Below are 23,950 nucleotides of genomic sequence, written 5' to 3'. Positions count from 1 at the left end.
GATCCGACGGCGTGTCAGGTGAACCGGTCCGATGATCGGCCCGATGGTCAGAGCAGCGTGAGCTGCTCGGGGGCGGCCGCGAGGGCGGGCTCCTCCGGCACCGGGATCCGGCGCGGCGTGCCCCGGTCGGCGGGTCCTATTCCGAACTCGGCGGCCAGTTCGTGGACCTGACGGGTGATCCGGCGCTGGTACCAGGTCGGTGCGTAGGCCCCGTCCGCGTACATCCGCTCGTACCGTCCCACCAGGCCGGGGTGGTGGTGGCGCAGCCACCGCATGAACCACTCGCGGGCGCCCGGCCGCAGGTGCAGGACGAGCGGGGTGACCGAGCTCGCCCCGGCCTCGGCGATCGCGCGGACCGTCGCGCGCAGCTGCTCGGGCCGGTCGCCGAGGAAGGGGACGACGGGGGCCATCAGGACGCCGCAGTCGATGCCGTGCTCGCCGAGGGTGCGGACCACGTCGAGGCGGCGCTCGGGGGAGGGGGTGCCGGGTTCGATCGTCCGCCACAGCTCCGCGTCGATGAAGCCGACGGAGACCGAGATGCCGACCTCGGTGACCCGGGCGGCCTGGGTGAGCAGCTCCAGGTCGCGCAGGATCAGAGTGCCCTTGGTGAGGATCGAGAAGGGGTTGGCCCGGTCGCGCAGGGCGGTGAGGATGCCCGGCATCAGGCGGTAGCGGCCCTCCGCACGCTGGTAGCAGTCGACGTTGGTGCCCATGGCGACGTGGGCGCCCTGCCAGCGCGCGGAGGCGAGCTGGCGGGCCAGTACCTCCGGGGCGTTGATCTTGACGACGATCTGGGAGTCGAAGCCGAGCCCGGTGTCGAGGTCCAGATAGCTGTGGGTCTTGCGGGCGAAGCAGTACACGCACGCGTGCGTGCAGCCCCGGTACGGGTTGACCGTCCACTCGAACGGCATCCGCGAGGCGCCGGGGACCCGGTTGAGGATCGAGCGGGCCCGCACCTCGTGGAAGGTGATGCCCCGGAACTCCGGGGTGTCGAACGTCCGCGTGGTCACCGCGTCCGTACCGAACAGGCCGATGTCGGCGGGCGCGGTCGGTCTGTCGCCCAGATTGTCCCAGCGCACGGACGCCTCCTCGGTTGCTCTGCCTCGCCTCTGGCTCCATCCTGCGCCCAGAATAGAACACCTGTTCCCTTGATCACCGCAACCCGGATTTCGCGCCCCGGAGCCCGCGTGGTTCGCTTGGCCCACACCCCCGAGGAACCACAAGCTGGAGGAAGTCAATGGCGCAGGTCGAGGCCACGACGGAACGGATCATCGCCGCGGACGCGGAGACGGTGTTCGACGCGCTGGCGGACTACAGCGGCACGCGCGCGAAGGTGCTCCCCGAGCACTTCAGCGAGTACGAGGTGCGGGAGGGCGGCGACGGCGAGGGCACCCTCGTCCACTGGAAGCTCCAGGCCACCAGCAAGCGCGTCCGCGACTGCCTCCTGGAGGTCACCGAGCCCACCGACGGGCAGCTCGTCGAGAAGGACCGCAACTCGTCCATGGTCACCACCTGGACCGTGACCCCCGCCGGCGAGGGCAAGTCGCGCGCCGTCGTCACCTCCGTCTGGGACGGCGCCGGCGGCGTCGGCGGCTTCTTCGAGAGGACCTTCGCACCCAAGGGTCTGGGCCGGATCTACGACGCCCTGCTCGTCAAGCTGGCCGACGAGGTCGAGAAGTAACGCTCAGGGCGTTCACCGATTCGAGTGGTTCGCCCGCACCCCCGTACCCGAGCGCCCGCGCGCGGAGGGGGCGCGGGCGTTCTCGTAAACGCGCTGATGAGCGACCCAAGTGCGCCGTGTCGCAGGGTCGTTCGCAGTCCGGGATGCCACTGACCTTCCATACCGCCCGACTTGCTCCCGCTTCGCGCCCAATGCGAAGAATGGCGCGGCGCAGACGCCGTGTCGAGGGGAGCAGGTACGTGGGTGCGATCACGATGGAGAAGTCCACCGAGGGCACGGGGGGCGAGGGCGGAGCGGAGGGCGCGGAGCCGTTCCCCGCCGGCGGCCTAGCCCCACCTCCCGACCCCGGACCGGCCCCCCTCGATCCCCGCCGTGTCCGGCTCGTCTTCTGCGGCCTCATGCTCGCGCTGCTCCTCGCCGCGCTCGAGCAGATGATCGTGGCCACCGCCCTGCCGAAGATCGTCGGTGAACTCCAGGGCCTGGACCGGATGTCCTGGGCCATCACCGCCTACCTGCTGACCTCCACCATCGGCCTCCCGATCTACGGGAAGCTCGGCGACCTCCTCGGCCGCAAGAGCGTCTTCCTCTTCGCCATCGTCGTCTTCGTCATCGGCTCCGGCCTGGCCGGCTGGTCCCGGAGCATGGACGAGCTGATCGCCTTCCGCGCACTCCAGGGCGCCGGCGCCGGAGGCCTGATGATCGGCGTCCAGGCGATCATCGCCGACATCGTCCCCGCCCGGGAACGCGGCCGCTACATGGGCCTCATCGGCGCCGCCTTCGGCCTCGCCTCCGTCGCCGGACCCCTGCTCGGCGGCTTCTTCACCGACCACGTCTCCTGGCGCTGGTGCTTCTACTTCAACGTGCCCTTCGGGCTCGTCACCCTCGCCGTCGTCGCCGTCGTCCTCAAACTCCCCAAGCCCACGGCCCGCGGGCGCTTCGACGTCCTCGGCGCACTGCTCCTCGCCGCCGCCTCCGCCTGCCTGGTCCTGCTGACCAGTTGGGGCGGGACCGAGTACGCCTGGGACTCCAGGGTCGTCCTCGCCCTCGCCTGCGGCGCCGCCGGAACGACCCTGCTCTTCCTGGTCGTCGAGCACTTCGCGCCCGAACCCCTCATCCCGCTCCGGCTCTTCCGCGACTCCGTCTTCACCGTCACCGCCCTCGTCGGGGCGGTCGTCGGCATCGCGCTCTTCGGCGCCGCCAGCTACCTCCCCAGCTTCCTGCAGATGGTCGAGGGCGCCACCGCCACCGAGTCCGGCCTCCTGATGCTCCCGCTCATGGGCGGGATCGTCATCGCGTCCGTCGTCTCCGGCCAACTCATCAGCCGCACGGGCCACTACAAGATCTACCCGGTGCTCGGCGGGGCCGTCTCCGTCCTCGGCATGTGGCTGCTCTCCCGCATGGACACCGAGACGCCGCGCCTCCAGCACAGCCTCTGGCAGGCCGTCCTCGGCACCGGCATCGGACTCGTCATGCCGGTCCTCGTGCTCGCCGTGCAGAACTCCGTACGCCCCGCCGACCTCGGCACCGCCACCAGCGCCCACAACTACTTCCGCCAGATCGGCGGCAGCGTCGGCGCGGCGGTCTTCGGCACCCTCTTCGCCTCCCGGCTCGACGACGCCCTCGGCGACCGGCTCGCGCGGGTGACCGCCCAGAGCGGCGCCTCCGCGTCCCTGCCGCCGGCCGAGTCGATCACCCCGCAGTCGGTGCACACCCTGCCGCCCGCCCTGCGCGACGCCTACATCCAGGCGTACGCGGACGCGATGCCGCGCATCTTCCTCTACCTCGTGCCGGTCCTCGTGCTCGGCCTCGTCCTCGCCTTCTTCCTCAAGGAGAAACCGCTGGTGTCCCACCACACCCCGCTCACCGAGGCCACCGAGGCCACCGACTTCCGCGGCACCCAGGCGGTCCCGCACGCTCGGCACGCATCCTCCGCCCCTGCGCACGAGGGGCCCGCCCACTCCGGCGTCCCGGTCTGCGGCACCGTCCAGCACCACGACGGCAGCCGCGTGCCCCGGGCCGCCCTCACCCTCATCGACGTCCAGGGCCGTCAGGTCGGGCGCGGCGCGAGCGGCGAGGACGGGCGGTACGCGCTGAGCGTGCCCGACCGGGGCGCCTACGTCCTCATCGCGGCGGCCGGCGGACACCAGCCCCAGGCGGTCTCCGTCACCGTCGGCGACCGGCCGGTGGAGCTCGACGTCGTCCTCGGCGGCGCGGGGCGGCTCGCGGGCAGCGTCGTCACCGCCGACGGGACGCCCGTACGGGACGCGGCCGTCACCCTCACCGACGTACGCGGCGAGGTCGTCGCCTCCACCCGCAGCGGACGCGAGGGCGGGTACGTCATCACCGAACTGGTCGCGGGCGAGTACACGCTCGCCGCCAGCGCCCCCGCCTTCCGGCCCGCCGCGCTCCCGGTGAGCGTCCAGTCCTCCCGCGAGACCCGCCAGGACATCGAGCTGGCCGGCGGGGCGGTGCTGCGCGGCACGGTGCGGGCCGGCGGCGGGCGCCCCGTCGAGGACGCCCGCGTCACCCTCCTCGACGCCGCGGGCAACGTCATGGACACCCTCACCACCGGGGCGGACGGCACCTTCCGCTTCGTGGACCTGTCCTCCGGCGAGTACACGGTCATCGCGGCCGGGTACCCGCCCGTCGCCACGGTCCTCCAGATGGCCGGCGGGGGGCGCACCGAGCGCGACCTCCAGCTCGGCCACCAGGACTGACCGGCCGACGGGGACACGAAGCCCCGGCCGCCTGCTGCGAGGCAGGCGACCGGGGCTCGGGATCAGCGGCCGGGGGCGGGGTCAGCCCAAGGCGCGGATGCCCCGCCAGTCGACGCCCAGGACGGTCCGGACCGGCGGGTTGGTGTTGGCGGTGGACGGGTAGTACAGCTTCATGTTGCCCGTGTCACCGAAGCGGGCCCAGATGTCGGGCACGCCGTCCTTGTTGACGTCGGGGATGCCGATCGCGGTCATGACGTTGACTTCGGTCCAGTTCGTACCGAAGGCGACGTCACCGTTGAGCGAGTTGGCCGCCACCTTGATCGATTCCAGGTCGACGCCGCCGCCCGTACCGGGCTTGCCGTGGCGGGCGTACATGTTGCCGTTGTCCAGGTTGCGCCACAGCAGGTCGGGCGTGCTGTCCTTGTTCATGTCCGCGATGTTGACGATCTCGCGGCGGGCCCAGGCGGTGCCCTCCATCAGCGTCGCGGTCTGGAAGGTGGCACCGGTGTAGCCGGACAGCACCCAGAACGCCGGCCCGGCCCGCAGGGTCAGGTCGGGCAGCTTGTCGCCGTTGATGTCGCCGATCGCCTTCAGCTGCGTCCAGGTGGACGGCGCGGGGGCGTTGGCCGGCAGGCGGACCTCGATCCGCTCGTCGACGTTGAAGGTGCCGTAGCCGTCACCCGGGTAGATCCAGAACTTCTTGTCCGGGGTGACCGCGAACATGTCGGTCGAACCGTCGCCCGGGTACGTGTCGTTGTAGTGCGCGATCAGCGACGCCGTGCCCGCCGCGTCGATCCAGTGGTTCGGCGGGTCGACCTGCTTGTCCTTGGTCACGTACGACGCGGCGAGGCAACTGTACAGCTCACCGCCGGTACCGGGGACCGCCGGGTCGGCGGGGGCACCCACGCAGTTCTTCAGCTTGCCGTCCGGGTAGAGCACCAGCAGGTCGGCGATGTCGTCGCCACCGGTGTCCATCGGACCGTCGGCCCGGTCGCGCGGCGGCAGGTAGAAGGAGTAGTCACCCTTGATGCTCTGATTGCCGTTCACGTCGTAGGCGTAGACGTACAGGCTGGTCGGACCCGCGTGCCGGGGCTGGACGCCGGGGAGGGTGATCTTGCCGTTCACGGGCGGCGGCGTCTCGATGAGCGCCTCGCCCTCGAAGGCGTACTTGAACTTGGTCGCGCCGGTGGCGCTGAAGGTGAAGTCACCGGGAGTGCCGTACTTGACCTTGGCCCAGGTCTTGCCGTCGGGCGTGGCCTCGGTGAACACGGTGCTCGTGATGTCCGGCTGCGGCGGCGCGGTCGGGTCCACGGTGATCCGGCACGACTCGGTGCCCTCCGGGAAGAACGTGGAGACCGCACCGGCCGCGTCCTCGGCCCGCACGTCCCACGAGTAGAGGGTGTTGCCCGTGAGGCCCGTGAGCAGCGGGTTGTCGGCCTGGATGACCATCTGGCCGTAGCCGGTGGAGTCCGCGGTGGCGAGGTACTCGGTCTTGGTGGTCGAGCCAGCCTTCCAGATACGGAACCGCAGCTTGGGAATGGTGCCGTCCGCGTCGTAGCCCTTGGCCTTCAGGGTGATGGTGGTCCGGCCGATGGTGACGCTGTTGGTCGGTCCGGGCACACACGCGCCGCCCGGCGAGGACGTGCCGTTGGTCGGCTGGGACGGGGCACGGTTGTAGTCACCCTCCACCACGGCGGAGGTCGCGAGGAACTTGCGCCAGGTCTGGGTGTCGCCCTCGCTGGTGGCACGCATGCCGAAGGTGAGGGTCTCGGCGCCGGCGTCCGCGCTCTTCTGGACTCCGGCCAGCACGTTGAACGCCTCGTACGCGTCCGGGCAGCCGGTCGAGGACCAGCCGTGGGCGAAGGACTGCCAGTCCAGCTTCGTCGACCAGCTCGGCTGCGCGTTCCAGGTCGTACCGGACGAGATGGAGCCGGTCTGCCAGAACTGGAACTCCCGCGCGGTGCAGGACCAGGAGTGGTTGTTCTTGACCTTGAAGGTGGCGCGGGTGAACTTCGCGCCCTCGTAGCCGGTCGAGAACTTCATCCGCCAGAAGGAGCGGCCGAGACCGCCGGTGTCGCTCTCGTAGCCGACGCGGGCGTCGGAGGTGCCGGAGGAGAAGTTCGTGCCGTTCCAGAAGCTGGAGGTCGGGTACTTCTTGTACGCGGTCGTCCAGGCCGCCCAGCCGCTGTTGAGCGGCGGGTCGATGAAGACCGGGTACTTCGTGTCCTGGTGGGCGAGGAGGCCGGTCCGGCCCAGGCCCAGGTTCAGGGTGGCCGTACCGGTGTCGTCGCCGTCGAGCGCGATCGGGAGCTGCGCGGAGCGCGCGCCCGGCTCGATGCCCGTCAGGCCCGACAGCTTCAGTACGTCGGCGGGGCCGGCGACCGAGGTGCGCTGGGGGGTGCCCGGCTTGAGCTCGGGGTCCCGGCCGCTGGAGTCCCAGGCGAAGGGGGTCGGGATGGTGCCGACCTCCGCGCCCGTCTTGTCCAGGACCTGGATCCGGTTGGCCTTCGCGTCCTGCCGGAAGACCGCGGTCTTCGACCGCAGGCCGTACAAGACGGTCGCGAGGTCCTTGTTCTGCGCGGCCTCGCGGTTCTTGACGATCAGGAGCTGGCCGAAGCCGCCCTCCTCACGTACCACCAGGAGCAGGTCGACGCCGGGAAGCACCTCGGGGTAGAGGGCGCGCGGGCCGTCGAGCACCGGCTTCGGCAGGGCGCCGGGCCAGGTGTAGGCGATGGTGTGGCCGTTGAGGTCGACCTCGGCGAGGACGGACGTGTCGCCCGCGCCCTCGGCGAGCGGCACCCGGGCGTACGAGCGGTCGGCGCGGTTCTCGCCGGCGGTGCCCCCGGAGAAGCGGACCGGTACGGCCGGGTTGGCAGGGCGGACGGTCAGAGCGCCGGCGTTCTCCGTCCGGTGCAGGGTGTTGTCGATGGGCGCCCACTTGCCCTTGGCGTTCTTCGCGCGCTGGGGCAGTGCGTGGATCTGGGTGCGCATCTGGCCGTTCGGCAGCGCCCAGATCAGCTCGGTGGCGGTGGTCGCCGTGTCGACGAGCACCTTCTTGCCGGTGCGCTTGGCCTCGGCCGAGGCGGCGGCCTCGTCCTTCGGCCCGGTCGACGCCTGCTTGGCATCCGTGCGGGGGGAGTTGGGGGCGCTGGGGGAGCTGGTGGTCGAAGGCGTGCTCGGCTGCCACCAGGGCAGGAGCGCGGCGGTGAGTGCGGCCAGTACGAGGCCGAGAGTGAGCGTGAGCCGTGTGCGCGTGCGCACGAACGGGCTGAGAAGACGAGGCGGCGCGGGCACGGCGGTCTACTCCCGTGGGACCAGAGGGATTTTCGGACAGCACAGACGGCCCCGACGGACCGTCCGTGGGGCACAAGGCGCGCACACGATCACACGTGCGGCACGTGGCGTCCATATCTGAAGACTTTATGAAGATGTTATGCGATTCATGGAACGGGTTTGACAGCAGGTCATTTAGCTCTGGTTCGGGCTGTTTTGATGATGTTTTAGGTCGTAATTGCACTCGGTGTCTGATCTATCGCGAACATCGGCAGTGTGAGCTTCTGTTTGCGACTGCACCGTGGCGAATCTCACTGTCGACGCGCTTCGACCGCTTGGCCGATCTTGAAATTGGCGCACACATGACACAGAGTGCGCACGCACGCGCCTGAACCAGGCGCGTGCTCTTTGGTGTTTCCGCACCTCCTCCGTTGTCTTGTTCGTTTGGGTGGGAGTCGACGCGTGATGCGTGCTTCAGAACCACTGTCATGGGTGGGGCGGAATCGCCTGGCCATGACAGAGTCACAACGACGGCGCCGTCGGCGAAGCCGCACGGCGACCGTCCTTCTTTTGTCATCGGTATTGACGGTGACGAGTCTGGGCTCGCAGGCCCTGGCCGTTCCCGGCGACGGGATGAGCCGTGAGGAGACGACCTCTCAGGTCGATCTGCCGGACATCCCCGAGAGCACCGCGCTCGCCGACGACGCCAGTGCCGACAAGGCGCTGAGCCTCGGGGACGAGCAGCAGGTCGTCCCCTATGCGCCGGAGAACGTCGCCCCGTGGGCGGAGGACGCCGGCAAGGCGCCGCTGACGGCGCAGACCCAGCCGGGCACCACGGTCCCGGTGGTGAACGAGACCACGTCGGTCGGTCTGCCGGTCGCGGTCGGCGTGCCGGTCGGTCAGGACCCGGCGGCGATCGCCGGTGACTGGCAGGTCGCGGTCAAGTCGACCACCACGTCGGAGGAGACCGGCGTCCCCGGCATGATCCTGGAGGTCGTCCCGCCGGCGACCGCCGATCCTGCCGCGCAGGTCACGCTCGAGGTCGACACCACCGGCTTCGCCGACCGCTACGGCCCCCAGGCCGCCGAGCGCTTCGGCCTGGTCCTCCTGCCGAACTGCGTCATCGACTCCCCGGACTCCGGTGACTGTGCCCCGGACACCGGCACGGAGACCATGTCCGGCACGTCCGAGGTCGCCGACGACATCGAGCGGCTGCGTTCCACGGTCAAGGAGGTGCCGGCCGCCAAGGCCCCCACCAAGGCCAAGCTCAAGAAGAACGCACCCACCCGCAAGATCCTGTCCGGATCGGTGCCGGTCGCGAACCTGCTCGAGGACGGCGTCGCCCGCTCGAGCGTCTCCGGCGCCTCGGCCCGGCAGGTCGCCCTCCCGGCCGTCGACACCTCCGGCCGCCAGGTCGTCGGCGCGATGGACACCGGCGCCTCGGCGACCGGCGACTTCACCGCCTCGCCGCTGCTGTCCGCCGGCTCCTGGGCCGCGGGCTCGTCGAACGGTGCCTTCACCTACGGCTACCAGGTGCAGGTCCCGGAGGCCGCGGGCGGTCTGACGCCGAAGGTCAGCCTGGGCTACTCGTCGCAGACGGTCGACGGGCGTACCTCGGCGTCGAACAACCAGGCCTCCTGGATCGGTGACGGCTGGGACTACAACCCGGGCTCCATCAGCCGGACGTACGTCAACTGCCGCCAGGACTCCAAGAAGGCCGGGGCGAACAACGCGACCCACAAGACGGCCGACCTGTGCTGGGGCTCGGAGAACGCCACCCTCTCCCTGGGCGGCATGACCACCGAGCTGGTGTGGGACGAGTCCAAGGACAAGTGGTTCAGCGCCAACGGTGACGGCTCGAAGATCGAGCGGTTCAAGGACACGTCCAAGGACCCGCGTTCGGGCATGAAGGACGCCGACGGCGAGTACTGGGTCGTCACCACCAAGGACGGCACGAAGTACCACTTCGGCCTGAACAAGCTCCCGGGCTGGTCGGACAACGGCACCGCCGCCGACGACCCGTACACCGACTCCGTGCTCGCGGTGCCGGTCTACGGCAACCACGCGGGCGAGCCCTGCTACAAGGGCGCGACGACCGCCGACTGGAAGTCCTCCGCCTGCAACCAGGCCTGGCAGTGGAACCTCGACTACGTCGAGGACGTCCACGGCAACGCCATGTCGCTGTGGTGGGAGCGCGAGAAGAACTACTACGCGAAGAACTTCTACTTCAAGGGGCCGGTCGAGTACCACCGCGGCGGCTACCTGAAGCGCATCGACTACGGCCAGCGCAAGGACACCGTCTTCAGCGCCACGGCCCCGGCCCGCGTGCGATTCGACGTCGCCGAGCGCTGCTTCACCGAGGGTACGCTGACCTGCAGCGACGAGAACTTCACGTCGAGCGACCCGGGCAAGTACCGCATCTGGTACGACACCCCCGCCGACCTGCGGTGCCAGGCGGTCACCTCGACGGACAAGAAGAAGTGCTGGAACGCCGGCCCGACCTTCTGGTCGACGAAGCGCCTGGACAAGATCACCACCTCGGCCCAGCGCCGCACCGACACCACCGCGCGCCAGGACGTCGACCAGTACCAGCTCAAGCAGAACTTCCCCGTCCTCAAGACCGGCCCGAACACGGCCCTGTGGCTGGAGTCCATCCAGCGCACCGGCTACGCCCGCAAGGGCTCGACGGACGCCGCGGTCACGCTCAACCCGATCCGGTTCGAGTCCAACGAGGAGGAGATGCCGAACCGCGTCCTCCTGCGGAAGACGACCGGGGAGGAGAAGGGGGCGCCGATCGACCCGCGTCCCGGCTTCGCCAGGCTGCGCATCGGTCGCGTCATCAACGAGTACGGCGGCGAGACCGTCGTCACCTACAAGATGCCGACCTGGGGTGACGCGGCGGACGGCTGCGCCAGCAGGACGGGTCTGCCCGGCAAGACGGACACGGCCGCGCTGAAGGCCAACACGCGTCTGTGCTACCCGATGTTCTGGCACCCGGACGCCGAGGTCGAGGACATCGACTGGTTCCACAAGTACGTGGTCGACTCGATCGAGGAGCTGCCGAACGTCGACGGCTCGTACTCCACGCGGACGTCGTACGACTACAAGAACGCCGGCTGGAAGCTCGCCGAGGCGGAGTTCAGCAAGAAGTCCACGCGCACGTACTCGCAGTTCGCGGGCTTCGAGCAGACGGCCGTCGTCACCGGAGAGCGGAAGGTCGCCGCCGACAACGGCGAGGGCTCCAGCCCGGGCGAGGACACGCCGGGCACGGAGGGACCGAAGACCAAGGCGGTCACCCGCTTCTACCGGGGCATGGGCGACACCGTCCCGATGAAGAACATCGCGGGCGCCACGCTCACCCACGACGGTGCGACGGTCTACGACCGTGAGGCGTTCGCCGGCCGCATATCCGAGGAGTTCAGCTACTCCAACGCGGCCGACGCCGACGGCGACTGGCTCACCCGCAGCCTCACCGTCCCCGAGGCCACCGAGCTCGCCAGCCGCGTCCGCGGCGACGGCCTCGACCCGCTGAAGGCGTGGCGCGTCACCGAGCCCGAGGAGATCGCGTACACGAAGTCGTCGGGCACGGGTGACGACGCCCGCACCCTGCGGAGCGTCCGCACCAGGACGACGTTCGACAGTGTCCACGGTCTGCCCACGCAGGTGGAGTCGTTCGGCGACACCGACCCCACCAAGACCGGTGACGAGTCCTGCACCAAGCTCGAGTACCTGCACAACACGGCCAAGAACATCATCGGCCTGACCAAGCAGGTTCTCGTCTCGTCCACTTCGTGTGCTGCCGCGGACTGGTCCGACCTCACGAAGCTGAGCGCCGGCGGCCGGACCTCCTACGACAACACCGCGTACGGCACGGCGCTCGCCGACACCACCCGCGGTCTGGCCACCGAGACGTGGTCCATCAACGAGAGCGGCACCGGCTGGCAGACCGGCGGCACCGTCGCCTTCGACGCCCTCGGCCGGGTCACCAAGCAGATCGACGTCGACAAGAAGGAGTACACGACCACCTTCGACCCGCCGACGGGTCAGGTCTTCAAGATCACCCAGACGAACCCGCTGGGTCACACCCAGGTCCAGGAGGTCGAGCCGGGCCGCGGCGTCTCGCTGAAGACCACCGACGTCAACGGCCACGTCAGCGAGGCGACGTTCGACCCGCTGGGCCGTCTCGCCGAGGCATGGTCCCCCGGCCGGACCCCGTCGCCGAACGCGGTCCCGGACTTCAGGGCCGAGTACGTGACCCCGGGCGACCAGCCCGACCCGAACGACCCGGACGGCGGAAAGCTCCGCAAGCCCCCGTACATCACGACCTACAGCCGTGGCTACGAGAACCGGATCGAGAAGTCCGTCACGATCTACGACGGTCTCGGCCGCGAGCGCCAGTCGCAGGAGGAGGCGGACGGCGGTGGCCGTCTGATCACCGACACGCTGTACAACAGCGCCGGTGAGGTCTACCAGACCAACAACGCCTACCTCAACGAGGACGCTCCGAACGGCGAGCTGTTCACCCCGCGCGCCGACACCACGGTCCCGAACATCACCCGGTACAAGTACGACGGCCTCGGCCGCGTGCTCGAGGAGATGCCGGTCCTCAAGGTGAAGGCCCCCGGGACCACCGAGGCCATCTCCCAGGAGGTGCCGGAGAAGGCGACCCGCTACGCGTACGGAGCCGACTGGTCGAAGGTGATCCACCCGCAGGGCGCCTCGTCCTACCAGGTCTTCACCGACGCCCTGGGCCGCACCGTCCGCACGGACACCTTCACCCCGGACGCGCCCGGCGGCCACACGTCCACGCGCTACGCGTACGACAGCCGTGGTCAGCTGACGACGGCGACCAGCTCGGTCGACCCGACGCACCCGTGGTCGTGGACGTTCGACCGGCGCGGCCGGCTCGAGACCGCGACCGACCCGGACACCGGCACCACCCGGGTGACGTACGACCACCGCGACCGTCCGCTGACGACGACCAACGCGCGGGGCATCACGACCTGGAACTCGTACGACGAGCTGTCCCGGCCCAAGGAGCAGCGTCTGGGCGGCTCCACGGGCACGCTGCTCGCCTCGCTCGCGTACGACACCGTCGCCGGGGGCAAGGGCATGCCCGCCTCCGCCACCCGGTACACCGACGGCCTGGCCTACACCCAGAAGGTCAACGGCTACACGAAGGACTACCAGCCGACCTCGACGACGCTGTCCCTTCCCCCGTCGCTGGCCACCACGTGGGGCATCCCCGCGGACTACAAGTACGACTACACGTTCTCCGACAACGGCATGCTGGAGGAGACGAACCTTCCGAAGGCCGGCAAGTTCGACGCGGAGAAGCTGGTCATCCGCTACAACAAGGAGGGCAACCCGCTCTCCATCTCCGGCAAGGACTGGTACGGCTCGGAGACGCTCTACTCGCCCTACGGCCAGGTCCTGCGCTCGACCCTGGGCGCGGTGCCGTACCGGGTGTGGGCACAGAACTCCTTCGACGAGTCCACCGGTGAGCTCCAGAACCAGATGGTCTACCGGGAGCAGACCGGTGGTGCCGGTCCGGTCGAGGGCAATCTGGTCTCGAAGCGCGAGTACGCCTACGACCCGGCCGGCAATGTCACGGGCATCCGTGAGCACGCCACCGGGATCGAGGAGCGGCAGTGCTTCACGTACGACCCGCTGGGCCAGCTGAAGAACGCCTGGACCTCGAAGGACCAGGAGAACTGCACCGGTCCGAAGAACCCGGACGGCACGCTCAACGTCGCCCCGGGCAAGGACAGCTCCGGCTACTGGCAGGAGTACGAGTACGACCTGCTCGGCAACCGCACCAAGCTGGTCGAGAAGGACCTGACCGGCGCCACGGCCAAGGACGCGACCACCACGTATCAGTACGGTGTGGGCGCGGCCAAGAGCCAGCCGCACACGCTCACCAAGGTCTCGAAGACCTACGCCACCCCCGCGGGTGCGCAGGTCAAGGCCGAGGCCGAGCGCCTGTACGAGCTGACGGGTGAGACGAAGTCCGTCACGTCGCTCGACAACGGTGACAAGCAGACGCTGACCTGGACGCCGGACGGCAAGATCGACCGGATCACCGGCGCGGGCACCGGCGGCAAGACCTCCTACGTGGGCCTGGCCGACAAGTGCATCGACCTCAAGAGCGGTCTCGCGGTCGCGGCGCAGCCGGTCCAGCTCTACAGCTGCAACACCACCCTGGCGCAGAGCTGGAAGTTCACGCCCACCCCGAGCACCCCGGCGACTCCGCAGACCGACCCCAACCGGGGCACGCTGTCGGTGTACGACGACTGGTGCCTCCAGCCGGCCGCCAACACGGCCGGGTCCGCGCTGCAGATCCAGAAGTGCGCCGCCACCGCCGCGGCGGCTACGGCGCAGGAGCTGAAGCGCAACGCGGCCGGCCAGCTGACGCACGTCGCGTCCAACCTGTGCCTCGCGGTGCAGGGCGCCAACTCGGCCAACGCCACGGCGATCGTCCTGGCCACGTGCGACGGAGCCTCCGCCGCGCAGCTCTGGGCGCCGCAGAACGACACCCGTCACATCTACGGTCCCACCGGCGAACGCCTGCTCACCATCAAGGGCAAGACTGCCACCCTGAACCTGGGTGACACGGAGGTCACCGTCCAGCAGGGCGGCGTCCTGGTCAACTCGCAGCGCACCTACACGACCCCTGCCGGCGCGGTCATGCGCTACGCCAACGGCACGGCCGGGGACCAACTGGTCGCCCTGACCACGGACCACCAGGGTTCGACCTACACCGAGGTGTTGCTCGGTGGCGCGATGGACGTCCGGATCCGCAAGCAGGACGCGTTCGGCAACCAGCGGGGTGCGGGCACGGCCGGCGTCAACCTGCAGACGCACACCGGGTTCCTCGGCAAGACGAGGGACGACTCCTCCGGCTACACGCTGCTCGGCGCCCGTCTGTACGACCCTGTGGTCGGACGTTTCCTCTCCGCCGACCCGCAGATGGACCTGAACGATCCTCTGCAGGCCAACGGATACGTCTACGCGCACAACAACCCGGTCACCCACGCGGACCCGACGGGTCTGGCGATCACCCTGACCGCCTCGGAGAAGGCGGCGGCCCTCGTGGGCGCGGGCCTGTCCGCGGCGCAGGTCGCGCAGGCGCAGGCCACCATGGGCAAGTCCCTCACCTCGGTGATCCTCGCCGCCGCATGGAGCGTCCTGAGCGACTTCATCGGACTCAGTGACGCCATGGCCTGCTTCGGCGGCGACATGTGGTCCTGCGGCAGCATGATCATCGGGGCGATCCCGTGGACCAAGCTGGGCAAGATCCCCTCCGTCCTGAGGGCGGTCGACCGCACGATCAACGCCATCCAGGCGTTCAAGAAGGCGAAGGCGGCCGCGGAAGCGGTCCTGAAGGCCGCCAAGGCGGCCGAGGCGGCGGCTCTGAGAGCCAAGAAGGCCGCCATCGAGAAGGCGAAGAAGGAGGCCGCGCAACGGGCCAAGAAGAAGGCGGCCGAGGCGGCGAAACGAAAGGCCGACGCTGCGGCGGCCGCCAAGAAGAAGACCGGTAACCCGGTCCAGAAGCGGGCTCAGGCCAAGGCGGCCCCGAAGTCCTCGTCCGTGGCCGGTGGCGGCAAGGGCGGTGGCAAGGGCGGCGGTGGCGGCAAGGTCAGCACGTCGAAGCCGGGCGGAAGCTCCGGTGGTTCCTCCCGTAGCAACGGCGGGTCCAGCGGCGGCTCCTGCAAGACGGCGGACAACAGCTTCGTGCAGGGCACGAAGGTGTTGATGGCGGACGGCTCCGTCAAGGCCATCGAGGACGTCAGAACGGGTGACAAGATCGTCGCCACCGACCCGAGGACCGGGGAGACCCGGACCGAGACGGTCACGGCGGAGATCAAGGGCGAGGGCCTCAAGCGCCTGGTCAAGGTCACCATCGACACGGACGGCCCGAAGGGCACGAAGACGGCCGAGGTCACCGCGACCGATGGTCACCCCTTCTGGGTCCCCGAACTGGGCGAGTGGATCAGCGCCACGGACCTGAAGCCGCGTGAGTGGCTCAGGACCAGCGCGGGTGTCTCCGTCCAGGTCACCGCGGTCCAGCGATGGACGGCCCGGAGCGAGACGGTCCACAACCTGACCGTCTCGGACACCCACACGTACTACGTGCTGGCCGGGGCGACACCCGTCCTGGTTCACAACTGTGGTGTCGCGACTGAAGACGATGCCCGCCTCGCGCACGACCGAGCGCTGGAACTGCAGTCCACCCGAGACGACTTCCCTGGCGCCAACTACAGGGGGGTCACCGCGGTGATCGGCGTCTACAACTCCGACACCCGGAGCGTTACGATTCGCATCGGAATCAGTGGTGGGGCCGCGCAGCCGCCGGCATGGTCGCTCCGCGACGGCGAGGAGTTCATCCAAGCTGCAGGACATGCCGAGGAAGCCATCCTCGGTAACCTGGCCTCGAACGAGCACGCGATCTTCGGTGCGGCGTCGACCAACTTCTGCAACGAACACTGCCTCCCCCTGGTGGACACGAGGGATGTGAACCTCATGGGTGGACACGGAACCATCAAGTATTCCCCGTTCAGGTACTTCTGGATTTCGAGCGAAGATTAGCGGGACGTCGTGATTGAGAACCTTCCTAGCCCATCGGATACCGAGTTGAAACTCCTCGCTGCGGCAACAGCGGAGCGGGCGGCAGCCTTCTGTCGGGTGTTGGGATCCGAAGAGCAGCAGGACTGGATCGATTCCGGTCTGGAACTCGCGTGGCGTATGGCCGCTGGTCACGACGAGGCGGACGAGTGCGCAGCCTTCCTCGATTCCCTCGTCGAAGATGACGAGGGTGAATTCGAAGACGCGGATCCCACCGCGTCTCCCGGGTTCTACGCGGAGATGGCTGTCGGTCTCGTCGGGGAAGCGCTGGCAGTTTCCTTGAGGCCGTCCGTCGATCGCATCGAAACCGGTTACAAAACGATGCGAACGCTTTTCTCCATGGTTGATTTCAAGCTCTCCGGAGAGAAGCCCGTGATCGTGCGAAGCGGTGAGCCTCAGCCGGCTCCTGGGCCACTGGTCCAGGGGGAGAGGGATGCTGAGGATCGAGCGCTCGCAATCCTGCTGAGGGAGCGAGGCGAGGCAGGAGAACGTCAGGGTGCGGAATCGACCCTGACCGAGTTGCGCGACCTCGCGGAAGCGTTCTCGAACGATGTGACACCGTCTCTGGAGGAATTCTCCGAGGCGAACAACTGGAGCTGATGAGTCGCGGGATCAAGGTCCCGTCGGACTGACAGCATCCAGGAGACATGACGGAGGGTCGTCCCCGGCTTCGTGCCGGGGGCGACCCTCCGTTTCGCTGTGTCGTACGTCAGACCTCCACGGGCTCCGGATCCGGTGGCGGCAAGGCCGGCAGGCCGGGCGGCTCGTACAGGTAGGTGGGCAACCGCCCGCCGACGATCGAGATCTCGGTGCCGGGTCAGGAACCGGTCGACGCCTTGCGCAGCGCGCTGATGCAGGTGCCGATCGCGTCCTGGAGGGCTTCGAGGCGCTGGAGCATGTCGGCCTCGTAGATGTCCTCCTCCATCACCTCGTCCAGCGTCAGCTCCTCGAAGACCTTCGTCGCCTTCTGCAAGCTGTTGTAGAACTTGGTGCGCCGCTCCTGGACCCGCAGCGTCGGGTCCTCCTCGACGGCCCGGGCGACCAGGCCCTTCACCGCGTCGTACGCCTCACCGGCCCACTCGCCCGCCTCCTCGGAGTCGTCGAGTTCGTCGATGAGCGACAGGTGGCGCTCCGCCTCGGCGCGCAGCTCGGCCGGCGCGTCCACCGTCTGCCCGGCCGGGGTCTTGATCTGACCGTTCTCGACGATCTGCCGCACGTACCCGATGCGGTCGGCCGCCTTCGCCTCGCTCGCCACCGCCTTCTTCAGGTCGTCGGTGCGGGCGAACGCGCGGGCCATCTCCGTCTGGAGGGCCGGGTCCTCCTTCATCCGGTCGAGCAGCGCGCCGCGTGCCGCCTCGGCCGTCCCGGGGTCGGCGAGGATCGCGGCCCGCAGCGCCGTCGGGTTCTCGGCGACCTCCAGGGCCTTCGTCGGCCGGATGCCCTCCGCCTCGGCCGCGGCGCTGATCGCCTGGCCGCGCACGGAGGACGCGCTGTTGCGGGAGGTGTAGTACGAGAGCCAGACGTCCGCGTCGGGCAGCTCGACGTCCTCGCCGGGCACCAGGACCTCGAACTGCGGGACCAGGCCGTCGTCGGCCGCCATGTCCCAGGCCTTGTAGTAGCGCATGACCCGGTCGGGCGAGCACCCCGCGAGCGCGGCGAACGCCTTCGCCGAGACCTTCGCGGCGGCCGTGCCCTCGGCGGGCTGGCCGCCGGGGCGCACGCTCCGCGCGACCTTGAGCGCGAAGGCCCAGCCGCCGGTCCGCGCGTAGATCCCGAAGTCCTGCGCGTCGCGGACGACGACGGGGTCGTGCGCGTCGGGCGACACGGGCTCCGGCTCCTCGTCCTGGACCTCGGCCGCGGGGACCTCCGGCGTGGAGGCCTCCGGCTCCGGGGCGTCCGGCTCCGGGGCCTCCGGCACCCAGAACTCGGGCTCCGAGATCGCCGCGGGGGCGGCCTCGCGGTCTTCGGCGGACGTGTCGGACGGGGTGATGGCGATGGTCACCGAGTGCTCTCCGGGGTCGGTACGACAACTGCGGCCGACAGCCTATACGCACATGTTGACGATATTTCGCCCTATTCGAGCCATCGTCGAGGCGCCCGTTCATTCGAGGGCGGGTCGGGAGGCCCGGAGGGCAGCATGCTCCCATGACCTTGGGCATCCGGAACTCCGCGGATGATCCGTACCGCCGTCCCGGTGACCTCCGACAGGCTGTCATTGGTCCACTCCAACGGCGGTTATCCACAGGGGTGGTAGGGGTGCCGGGCGGCGCGTACGGTGCCAGACATGAAGATCCTCATCAGCGCCGACATGGAGGGCGCGACCGGGGTGACCTGGCCCGCCGACGTGCTGCCCGGTACACCGCAGTGGGAGCGCTGCCGCGCGATGTTCACGTCCGACGTGAACGCGGCCGTGCTCGGCTTCTTCGACGGCGGCGCCGACGAGGTCCTGATCAACGAAGCGCACTGGAGCATGCGGAACCTGCTCCTGGAGCGGCTCGACGAGCGCGCCGAGATGCTCACCGGCCGGCACAAGTCGCTGTCGATGGTCGAGGGCGTGCAGCACGGGGACGTCGACGGGATCGCCTTCGTCGGCTACCACACGGGCGCGGGCACCGAGGGCGTCCTCGCGCACACCTACCTCGCCAACTCGATCACGGGCGTCTGGCTGAACGGCGAGCGCGCGAGCGAGGGCCTGCTCAACGCCCATGTGGTGGCGGAGTACGGCGTCCCGGTCGTGCTCGTCACCGGCGACGACCTGACCTGCGAGGACGCCCTCGGGTACGCGCCGGAGGCCCGCAAGGTGGCCGTCAAGGACCACGTCTCGCGGTACGCGGCGGTGTGCCGCACCCCGGCCAGGACCGCCGCCGACATCAGAGCGGCGGCGAAGGACGCGACCGCCCTCGCCGTCCGGCACGAGCCGGTCCGCGGCGGACCGTTCACGGTGGAGCTGGAGTTCGACGCCGACCACCTCGGCGCGGCCGCCACGGTGGTTCCCGGCGTGGCGCGGAGCGGCGAGCGGCGCGTCTCCTACACGGGGGAGACGATGTACGAGGCAATTCGCACGTTCAAGGCGGTCACGACCATCGTCTCGGCCGCAGTGGAGGAGCAGTATGGCTGAGGAGGTCCGGGGCCCGGACACGACGGCGCTCGACGAGGTGGTCACCTTCACCTCCGAGCTCATCCGCATTGACACCACCAACCGGGGCGGCGGCGACTGCCGCGAGCGCCCCGCCGCCGAGTACGTCGCCGAGCGGCTCGCGGCCGCCGGGATCGCACCCACCCTCCTGGAGCGGACCCCCGGCCGCACCAACGTCGTGGCGCGCATCCCCGGCACCGACCCCTCGGCCGACGCGCTCCTCGTCCACGGCCACCTCGACGTCGTCCCCGCCGACCCCGCCGAATGGACCGTGCACCCCTTCTCCGGGGAGGTCCGCGACGGGCTCGTGTGGGGGCGCGGCGCCGTCGACATGAAGAACATGGACGCGATGGTCCTGGCCGTCGTCCGCTCCTGGGCCCGACAGGGCGTCCGCCCGCGCCGCGACATCGTCCTCGCGTACACCGCCGACGAGGAGGCAAGCGCCGACGACGGCTCCGGCTTCCTGGCCGACCGCCACGCCGCGCTCTTCGAGGGCTGCACGGAAGGCATCAGCGAGTCCGGGGCGTTCAGCTTCCACCCGCAGCCCGGCACGACCCTCTACCCGATCGCGGCGGGGGAGCGGGGCACTGCCTGGCTCAAGCTGACCGCCCACGGCAAGGCGGGCCACGGCTCCAAGGTGAACACCGCCAACGCCGTCACCCGCCTCGCCTCCGCCGTCGCCCGGATCGGCGCGCACACCTGGCCGGTGCGCCTCACCACCACCGTCCGCGCCGCCCTCACCGAACTCGCCGCGCTGTACGGCATCGACGTCGACACCGGCGCGCCCGACCTCGACGTCGACCTCCTCCTCGACAAGCTCGGCCCCGCCGCCGCACTCGTCGCACCGACCGTCCGCAACAGCGCCAACCCGACGATGCTGAAGGCCGGTTACAAGGTCAACGTCATCCCGGGCCAGGCCGTCGCGTACATCGACGGACGGACGCTGCCCGGCGGCGAGGAGGAGTTCGCCACGACCATGGACGCGCTCACGGGGCCCGACGTGGAGTGGGAGTTCCACCACCGCGAGGTGTCCCTGGAGGCGCCGGTCGACTCGCCGACCTTCGCGAAGCTCCGGGCCGCCGTCGAGCGCTTCGACCCGGCCGGACACGTCGTGCCGTTCACCATGTCCGGCGGCACCGACGCCAAGCAGTTCTCCCGGCTGGGCATCACCGGCTACGGTTTCTCTCCGCTGCGGCTGCCACCGGAGCTCGACTACGGGGCGCTCTTCCACGGCGTCGACGAGCGCGTCCCCGTCGACGCCCTGCACTTCGGCGTCCGGGTGCTCGACCACTACATGAAGTCCGCCTAGGAGAACGCAGTGACAGGGGGAGCCGAGATGGCCGCGTCCACGTCCACGACCGCGACCACGGCCGCGCACGGCAGTTGGCCGTCGCCCGTCGACGCCGCGCTCGCCGCCGCCCACGACGGGCGACCCGAGTACGTGGGCACCGTCGGCGACGAGCTGTGGTGGACCGCGCCCCGGCCCGCCGAGGGCGGCAGGCGTGCCCTCGTCCGGCGGCGCGCCGACGGTACCGAGGAGCCGGTGCTCCCGGCGCCGTGGAACGTCCGCAGCCGGGTCGTCGAGTACGGCGGACAGCCCTGGGCCGCGAGCGCGCGGCCGCGCGGCGGACCGCTCGTGGTCTTCAGCCACTTCCCCGACCAGCGCCTGTACGCCTACGAGCCGGAGGCAGGGCCCGGTGCCGGGCCCCGGCCGCTCACACCGGTCTCCGGCGTCGGCGGCGGACTGCGCTGGGTCGACCCGGTGATCCACCCCGACCGCGGCGAGGTGTGGTGCGTCCTGGAGGAGTTCACCGGGCCCGCGCCGACCGACGTCCGCCGGGTCCTCGCCGCCGTGCCGCTGGACGGATCGGCCGCAGAGGACCGCGGTGCCGTGCGCGAACTCTCCGACGGGCGACACCGGTTCGTCACGGGCCCCCGGCTCTCCCCGGACGGGCACCGGGCGGCCTGGATCGCCTGGGACCACCCCCGCATGCCCTGGGACGGCACCGAGGTCCAGCTCGCCGACGTCGCCCCCGACGGCACCTTCCACGGCACCCGGACCGTCGCCGGCGGCCCCGCCGAGTCGATCGCACAGGTCGCCTGGGACGCGCCCGGGCGACTGCTCTTCGCGAGCGACCGCACCGGCTGGTGGAACCTCTACCGGACGGAGCTCGACGCGGCCGGCGAGGCCGGCGAACCCCTCGCGCTCTGCCCCCGCGACGAGGAGTTCGCCGGACCGCTCTGGAAGATCGGGCTGAACTGGTTCACACCCCTCGAGAACGGCCTGATCGCCGTCGTCCACGGCAAGGGAACCACCGCCCTCGGGATACTCGATCCCGACAGCGGAACCCTCGTCGACGCCGCAGGACCCTGGACCGAATGGGCCTCCACCCTCGCCGCGCACGGCACCCGCGTCGTCGGCGTCGCCGCGGGACCGCGCAGCGCCTACGAACTCGTCGAGCTCGACACCCGCACCGGCCGCACCCGCGTCGTCGGCGCCGCGCACACGGACGCCGTCGACCCCGCCTACTACCCCGAGCCGCGGATCCGCACCTTCACCGGCCCCGGCGGACGCGAGATCCACGCGCAGGTGTACCCGCCGCACCACCCCGGGTTCACCGGCCCCGCCGGCGAACTGCCGCCCTACGTGATCTGGGCCCACGGCGGACCCACCGGGCACGCCCCGCTCGCCCTCGACCTGGAGATCGCCTACTTCACCTCGCGCGGGATCGGCGTCGCCGAGGTCAACTACGGCGGCTCGACCGGCTACGGCCGGGAGTACCGGGAACGGCTGCGCGAGCAGTGGGGCGTCGTCGACGTCGAGGACTGCGCGGCCGTCGCCGCGGCCCTCGCCGCCGAGGGCACTGCCGACCCCGCCCGGCTCGCGGTACGCGGAGGCAGCGCGGGCGGCTGGACGACCGCGGCCTCCCTCGTCACCACCGACGTGTACGCCTGCGGCACGATCATCTACCCCATCCTCGACCTGCTGGGCTGGGCCACCGACGAGACCCACGACTTCGAGTCCCAGTACCTCCACGGCCTCATCGGCCCTCTCGACGAGGTCCCCGCCCGCTACGAGGAACGCTCACCGATCGAGCACGTCGACCGGGTCACGACCCCCTTCCTCCTGCTCCAGGGACTCGACGACGTCATCTGCCCGCCCGCGCAGGCCGAGCGCTTCGTCGCCCGGATGGCCGGCCGGGGCGTCCCCCATGCCTACCTCGCCTTCGAGGGCGAGGGGCACGGCTTCCGCAGGGCCGACACGATGATCAGGGCACTGGAGGCCGAACTCGCCCTGTACGCACGGACCTTCGGCCTCACCCGTACCGACGTCCCCGACCTGGAGCTCCGCTCGTGACCCCGAAGGCCCCGCACACCACCGCCGAACCCCTGACCCGGGCCGCGCGCCTCCGGCCCGGGTCACGGGTCGCCGTCGTCGCCCCCAGCGGACCCGTACCCGAGGAGCGCCTCCTGGCCGGGCTGGACATCCTGCGCGGCTGGGACCTGGATCCCGTGGTCGCCCCGCACGTCCTCGACGCCCATCCCACCCTCGGCTACCTCGCGGGCGCGGACCGGGCGAGGGCCCGCGACCTGACGGACGCCTGGTGCGACCCGTCCGTCTCCGCCGTGATCTGCGCGCGCGGCGGCTACGGGGTGCAGCGCATGGTGGACCTCGTCGACTGGCCGGCGATCAAGGCGGCCGGGCCCAAGGCGTTCGTCGGCTACAGCGACGTCACCGCCCTGCACGAGGCGTTCGCCGTCCGGACGGGGTTCGCCACGCTCCACGGACCGATGGTCGCCGCGGCCACGTTCCTGTCGGACGCGCGCACCCAGGAGTCCCTGCGGGCCACGCTGTTCGAGCCGGAGAAGGTGCTGACGCTCGGTCTGGACACGGCGCGGACGCTGGTCCCCGGCCGCGCCCGCGGGGTCACGCTCGGCGGCTGCGTCAGTCTGCTCGCCGCCGACCTCGGAACCCCGCACGGCAGGCCCTCGGCGCGCGGGGGGCTGCTGCTCCTGGAGGACGTGGGGGAGGAGCCGTACCGGCTCGACCGGGTCCTCACTCAACTGCTGCGTTCCGGCTGGCTGGACGGTGTCGCAGGCGTCGGCCTGGGCTCATGGGAGGAGTGCGGCCCGTACGAGGACGTGCGGGCGGTCCTCGTCGACCGGCTGGGCGGCCTGGGCATACCCGTGGTGGAGGAGCTGGGCTTCGGCCACAGCGGCACGGCGCTGACGGTTCCGCTGGGAGTGCCCGCGGTCCTGGACGCGGAGACGTGCGCGCTGACGCTGGAGATGCCCGCCCTGGCCTGAGGGAACCACCAGGCCCGGCAGAGGTGAACGGCCGGGGGCGCGGGCTTCACTGCATCTCCGTCAGTAACCCTGTCGCCTCTGTTGACGATGCACTGACACGTGTCACAGCATGGGCGCGGCCCACTTACTTACCGGTAGGTAAGTCGCTGGTGAGTCATTCATGCGTCCTCGTCGTGGAGGTCTCCGTGTCCCGTGCACTGCCCAGATCCC

At 70.4% G+C, this 23,950-nt stretch carries 11 protein-coding genes; 8 read left to right on the top strand and 3 right to left on the bottom strand.

Annotated elements, in window-relative coordinates; translation table 11 throughout:
- Positions 1-47: 47 nt before the first annotated feature.
- Entirely contained in the window at positions 48-1,079 is a 1,032-nt protein-coding gene (locus OG357_RS07315; protein WP_329620368.1) for an Rv2578c family radical SAM protein, read from the bottom strand.
- A 158-nt stretch (positions 1,080-1,237) separates the two neighbouring features.
- Here OG357_RS07315 and OG357_RS07310 point away from each other — a divergent pair, with 158 nt between their 5' ends.
- Both OG357_RS07310 and OG357_RS07305 read left to right on the top strand, forming a co-directional pair.
- The gene (locus tag OG357_RS07310) at positions 1,238-1,681 is read left to right on the top strand and encodes an SRPBCC family protein (protein ID WP_329620367.1); all 444 of its coding nucleotides are present in this window, start codon (positions 1,238-1,240) and stop codon (positions 1,679-1,681) included.
- Between the two features lie 254 nt (positions 1,682-1,935).
- Positions 1,936-4,398 carry an MFS transporter gene (locus OG357_RS07305; protein WP_329625512.1) on the top strand — a complete coding sequence of 821 codons (2,463 nt, stop codon included), beginning with the start codon at positions 1,936-1,938 and terminating at the stop codon, positions 4,396-4,398.
- Positions 4,399-4,479: 81 nt separating this feature from the next.
- Here OG357_RS07305 and OG357_RS07300 read toward each other — a convergent pair whose 3' ends face one another.
- Positions 4,480-7,659, bottom strand: a complete 3,180-nt coding sequence (locus tag OG357_RS07300; RefSeq protein ID WP_329620366.1) for a hypothetical protein — start codon at positions 7,657-7,659, stop codon at positions 4,480-4,482.
- A gap of 600 nt (positions 7,660-8,259) precedes the next feature.
- Between OG357_RS07300 and OG357_RS07295 the strand changes: the two genes are divergently transcribed.
- Entirely contained in the window at positions 8,260-16,260 is an 8,001-nt protein-coding gene (locus tag OG357_RS07295) for a ricin-type beta-trefoil lectin domain protein (protein WP_329620365.1), read from the top strand.
- A 9-nt stretch (positions 16,261-16,269) separates the two neighbouring features.
- A complete protein-coding gene (locus tag OG357_RS07290) occupies positions 16,270-16,896 on the top strand; it encodes a hypothetical protein (RefSeq protein WP_329620364.1) in 627 nt (208 codons plus the stop codon).
- Positions 16,897-17,113: 217 nt separating this feature from the next.
- Here OG357_RS07290 and OG357_RS07285 read toward each other — a convergent pair whose 3' ends face one another.
- Positions 17,114-18,298: a hypothetical protein gene (locus OG357_RS07285; RefSeq protein WP_329620363.1), complete on the bottom strand. Its 1,185-nt coding sequence runs from the start codon at positions 18,296-18,298 to the stop codon at positions 17,114-17,116.
- Positions 18,299-18,580: 282 nt separating this feature from the next.
- On the opposite strand from OG357_RS07285, the gene OG357_RS07280 reads away from it, so the two are divergent.
- From OG357_RS07280 to OG357_RS07265, 4 genes are read left to right on the top strand one after another with little or no spacing between them, the layout of a single operon-like run.
- Positions 18,581-19,414 (top strand): M55 family metallopeptidase, encoded by an 834-nt coding sequence (locus tag OG357_RS07280; protein WP_329620362.1) that lies wholly within the window; start codon positions 18,581-18,583, stop codon positions 19,412-19,414.
- Positions 19,407-20,741, top strand: coding sequence for a M20/M25/M40 family metallo-hydrolase (locus OG357_RS07275; RefSeq protein ID WP_329620361.1), 1,335 nt, complete (start codon positions 19,407-19,409; stop codon positions 20,739-20,741). Before OG357_RS07280 ends, OG357_RS07275 begins: the two co-directional genes overlap by 8 nt.
- Positions 20,742-20,768: 27 nt before the next feature.
- Positions 20,769-22,790: a S9 family peptidase gene (locus OG357_RS07270; protein WP_329620360.1), complete on the top strand. Its 2,022-nt coding sequence runs from the start codon at positions 20,769-20,771 to the stop codon at positions 22,788-22,790.
- Positions 22,787-23,740, top strand: a complete 954-nt coding sequence (locus OG357_RS07265) for a S66 peptidase family protein (RefSeq protein WP_329620359.1) — start codon at positions 22,787-22,789, stop codon at positions 23,738-23,740. The genes OG357_RS07270 and OG357_RS07265 overlap by 4 nt, the downstream gene beginning before the upstream one ends.
- The last annotated feature ends 210 nt before the right edge of the window (positions 23,741-23,950 follow it).

The sequence above is a fragment of the Streptomyces sp. NBC_01255 genome (assembly GCF_036226445.1).
In the GTDB taxonomy this organism is placed as follows: Bacteria; Actinomycetota; Actinomycetes; order Streptomycetales; family Streptomycetaceae; genus Streptomyces.
Note: the sequence above shows the minus strand (reverse complement) of the source record. Positions and strands in the feature narration are given on the sequence as shown.

Coding starts and splice junctions, on each gene's coding strand:
- OG357_RS07305 (WP_329625512.1), top strand. CDS start 1,936: ATGGAGAAGTCCACCGAGGGCACGGGGGGCGAGGGCGGAGCGGAGGGC.
- OG357_RS07280 (WP_329620362.1), top strand. CDS start 18,581: ATGAAGATCCTCATCAGCGCCGACATGGAGGGCGCGACCGGGGTGACC.
- OG357_RS07275 (WP_329620361.1), top strand. CDS start 19,407: ATGGCTGAGGAGGTCCGGGGCCCGGACACGACGGCGCTCGACGAGGTG.
- OG357_RS07270 (WP_329620360.1), top strand. CDS start 20,769: ATGGCCGCGTCCACGTCCACGACCGCGACCACGGCCGCGCACGGCAGT.
- OG357_RS07310 (WP_329620367.1), top strand. CDS start 1,238: ATGGCGCAGGTCGAGGCCACGACGGAACGGATCATCGCCGCGGACGCG.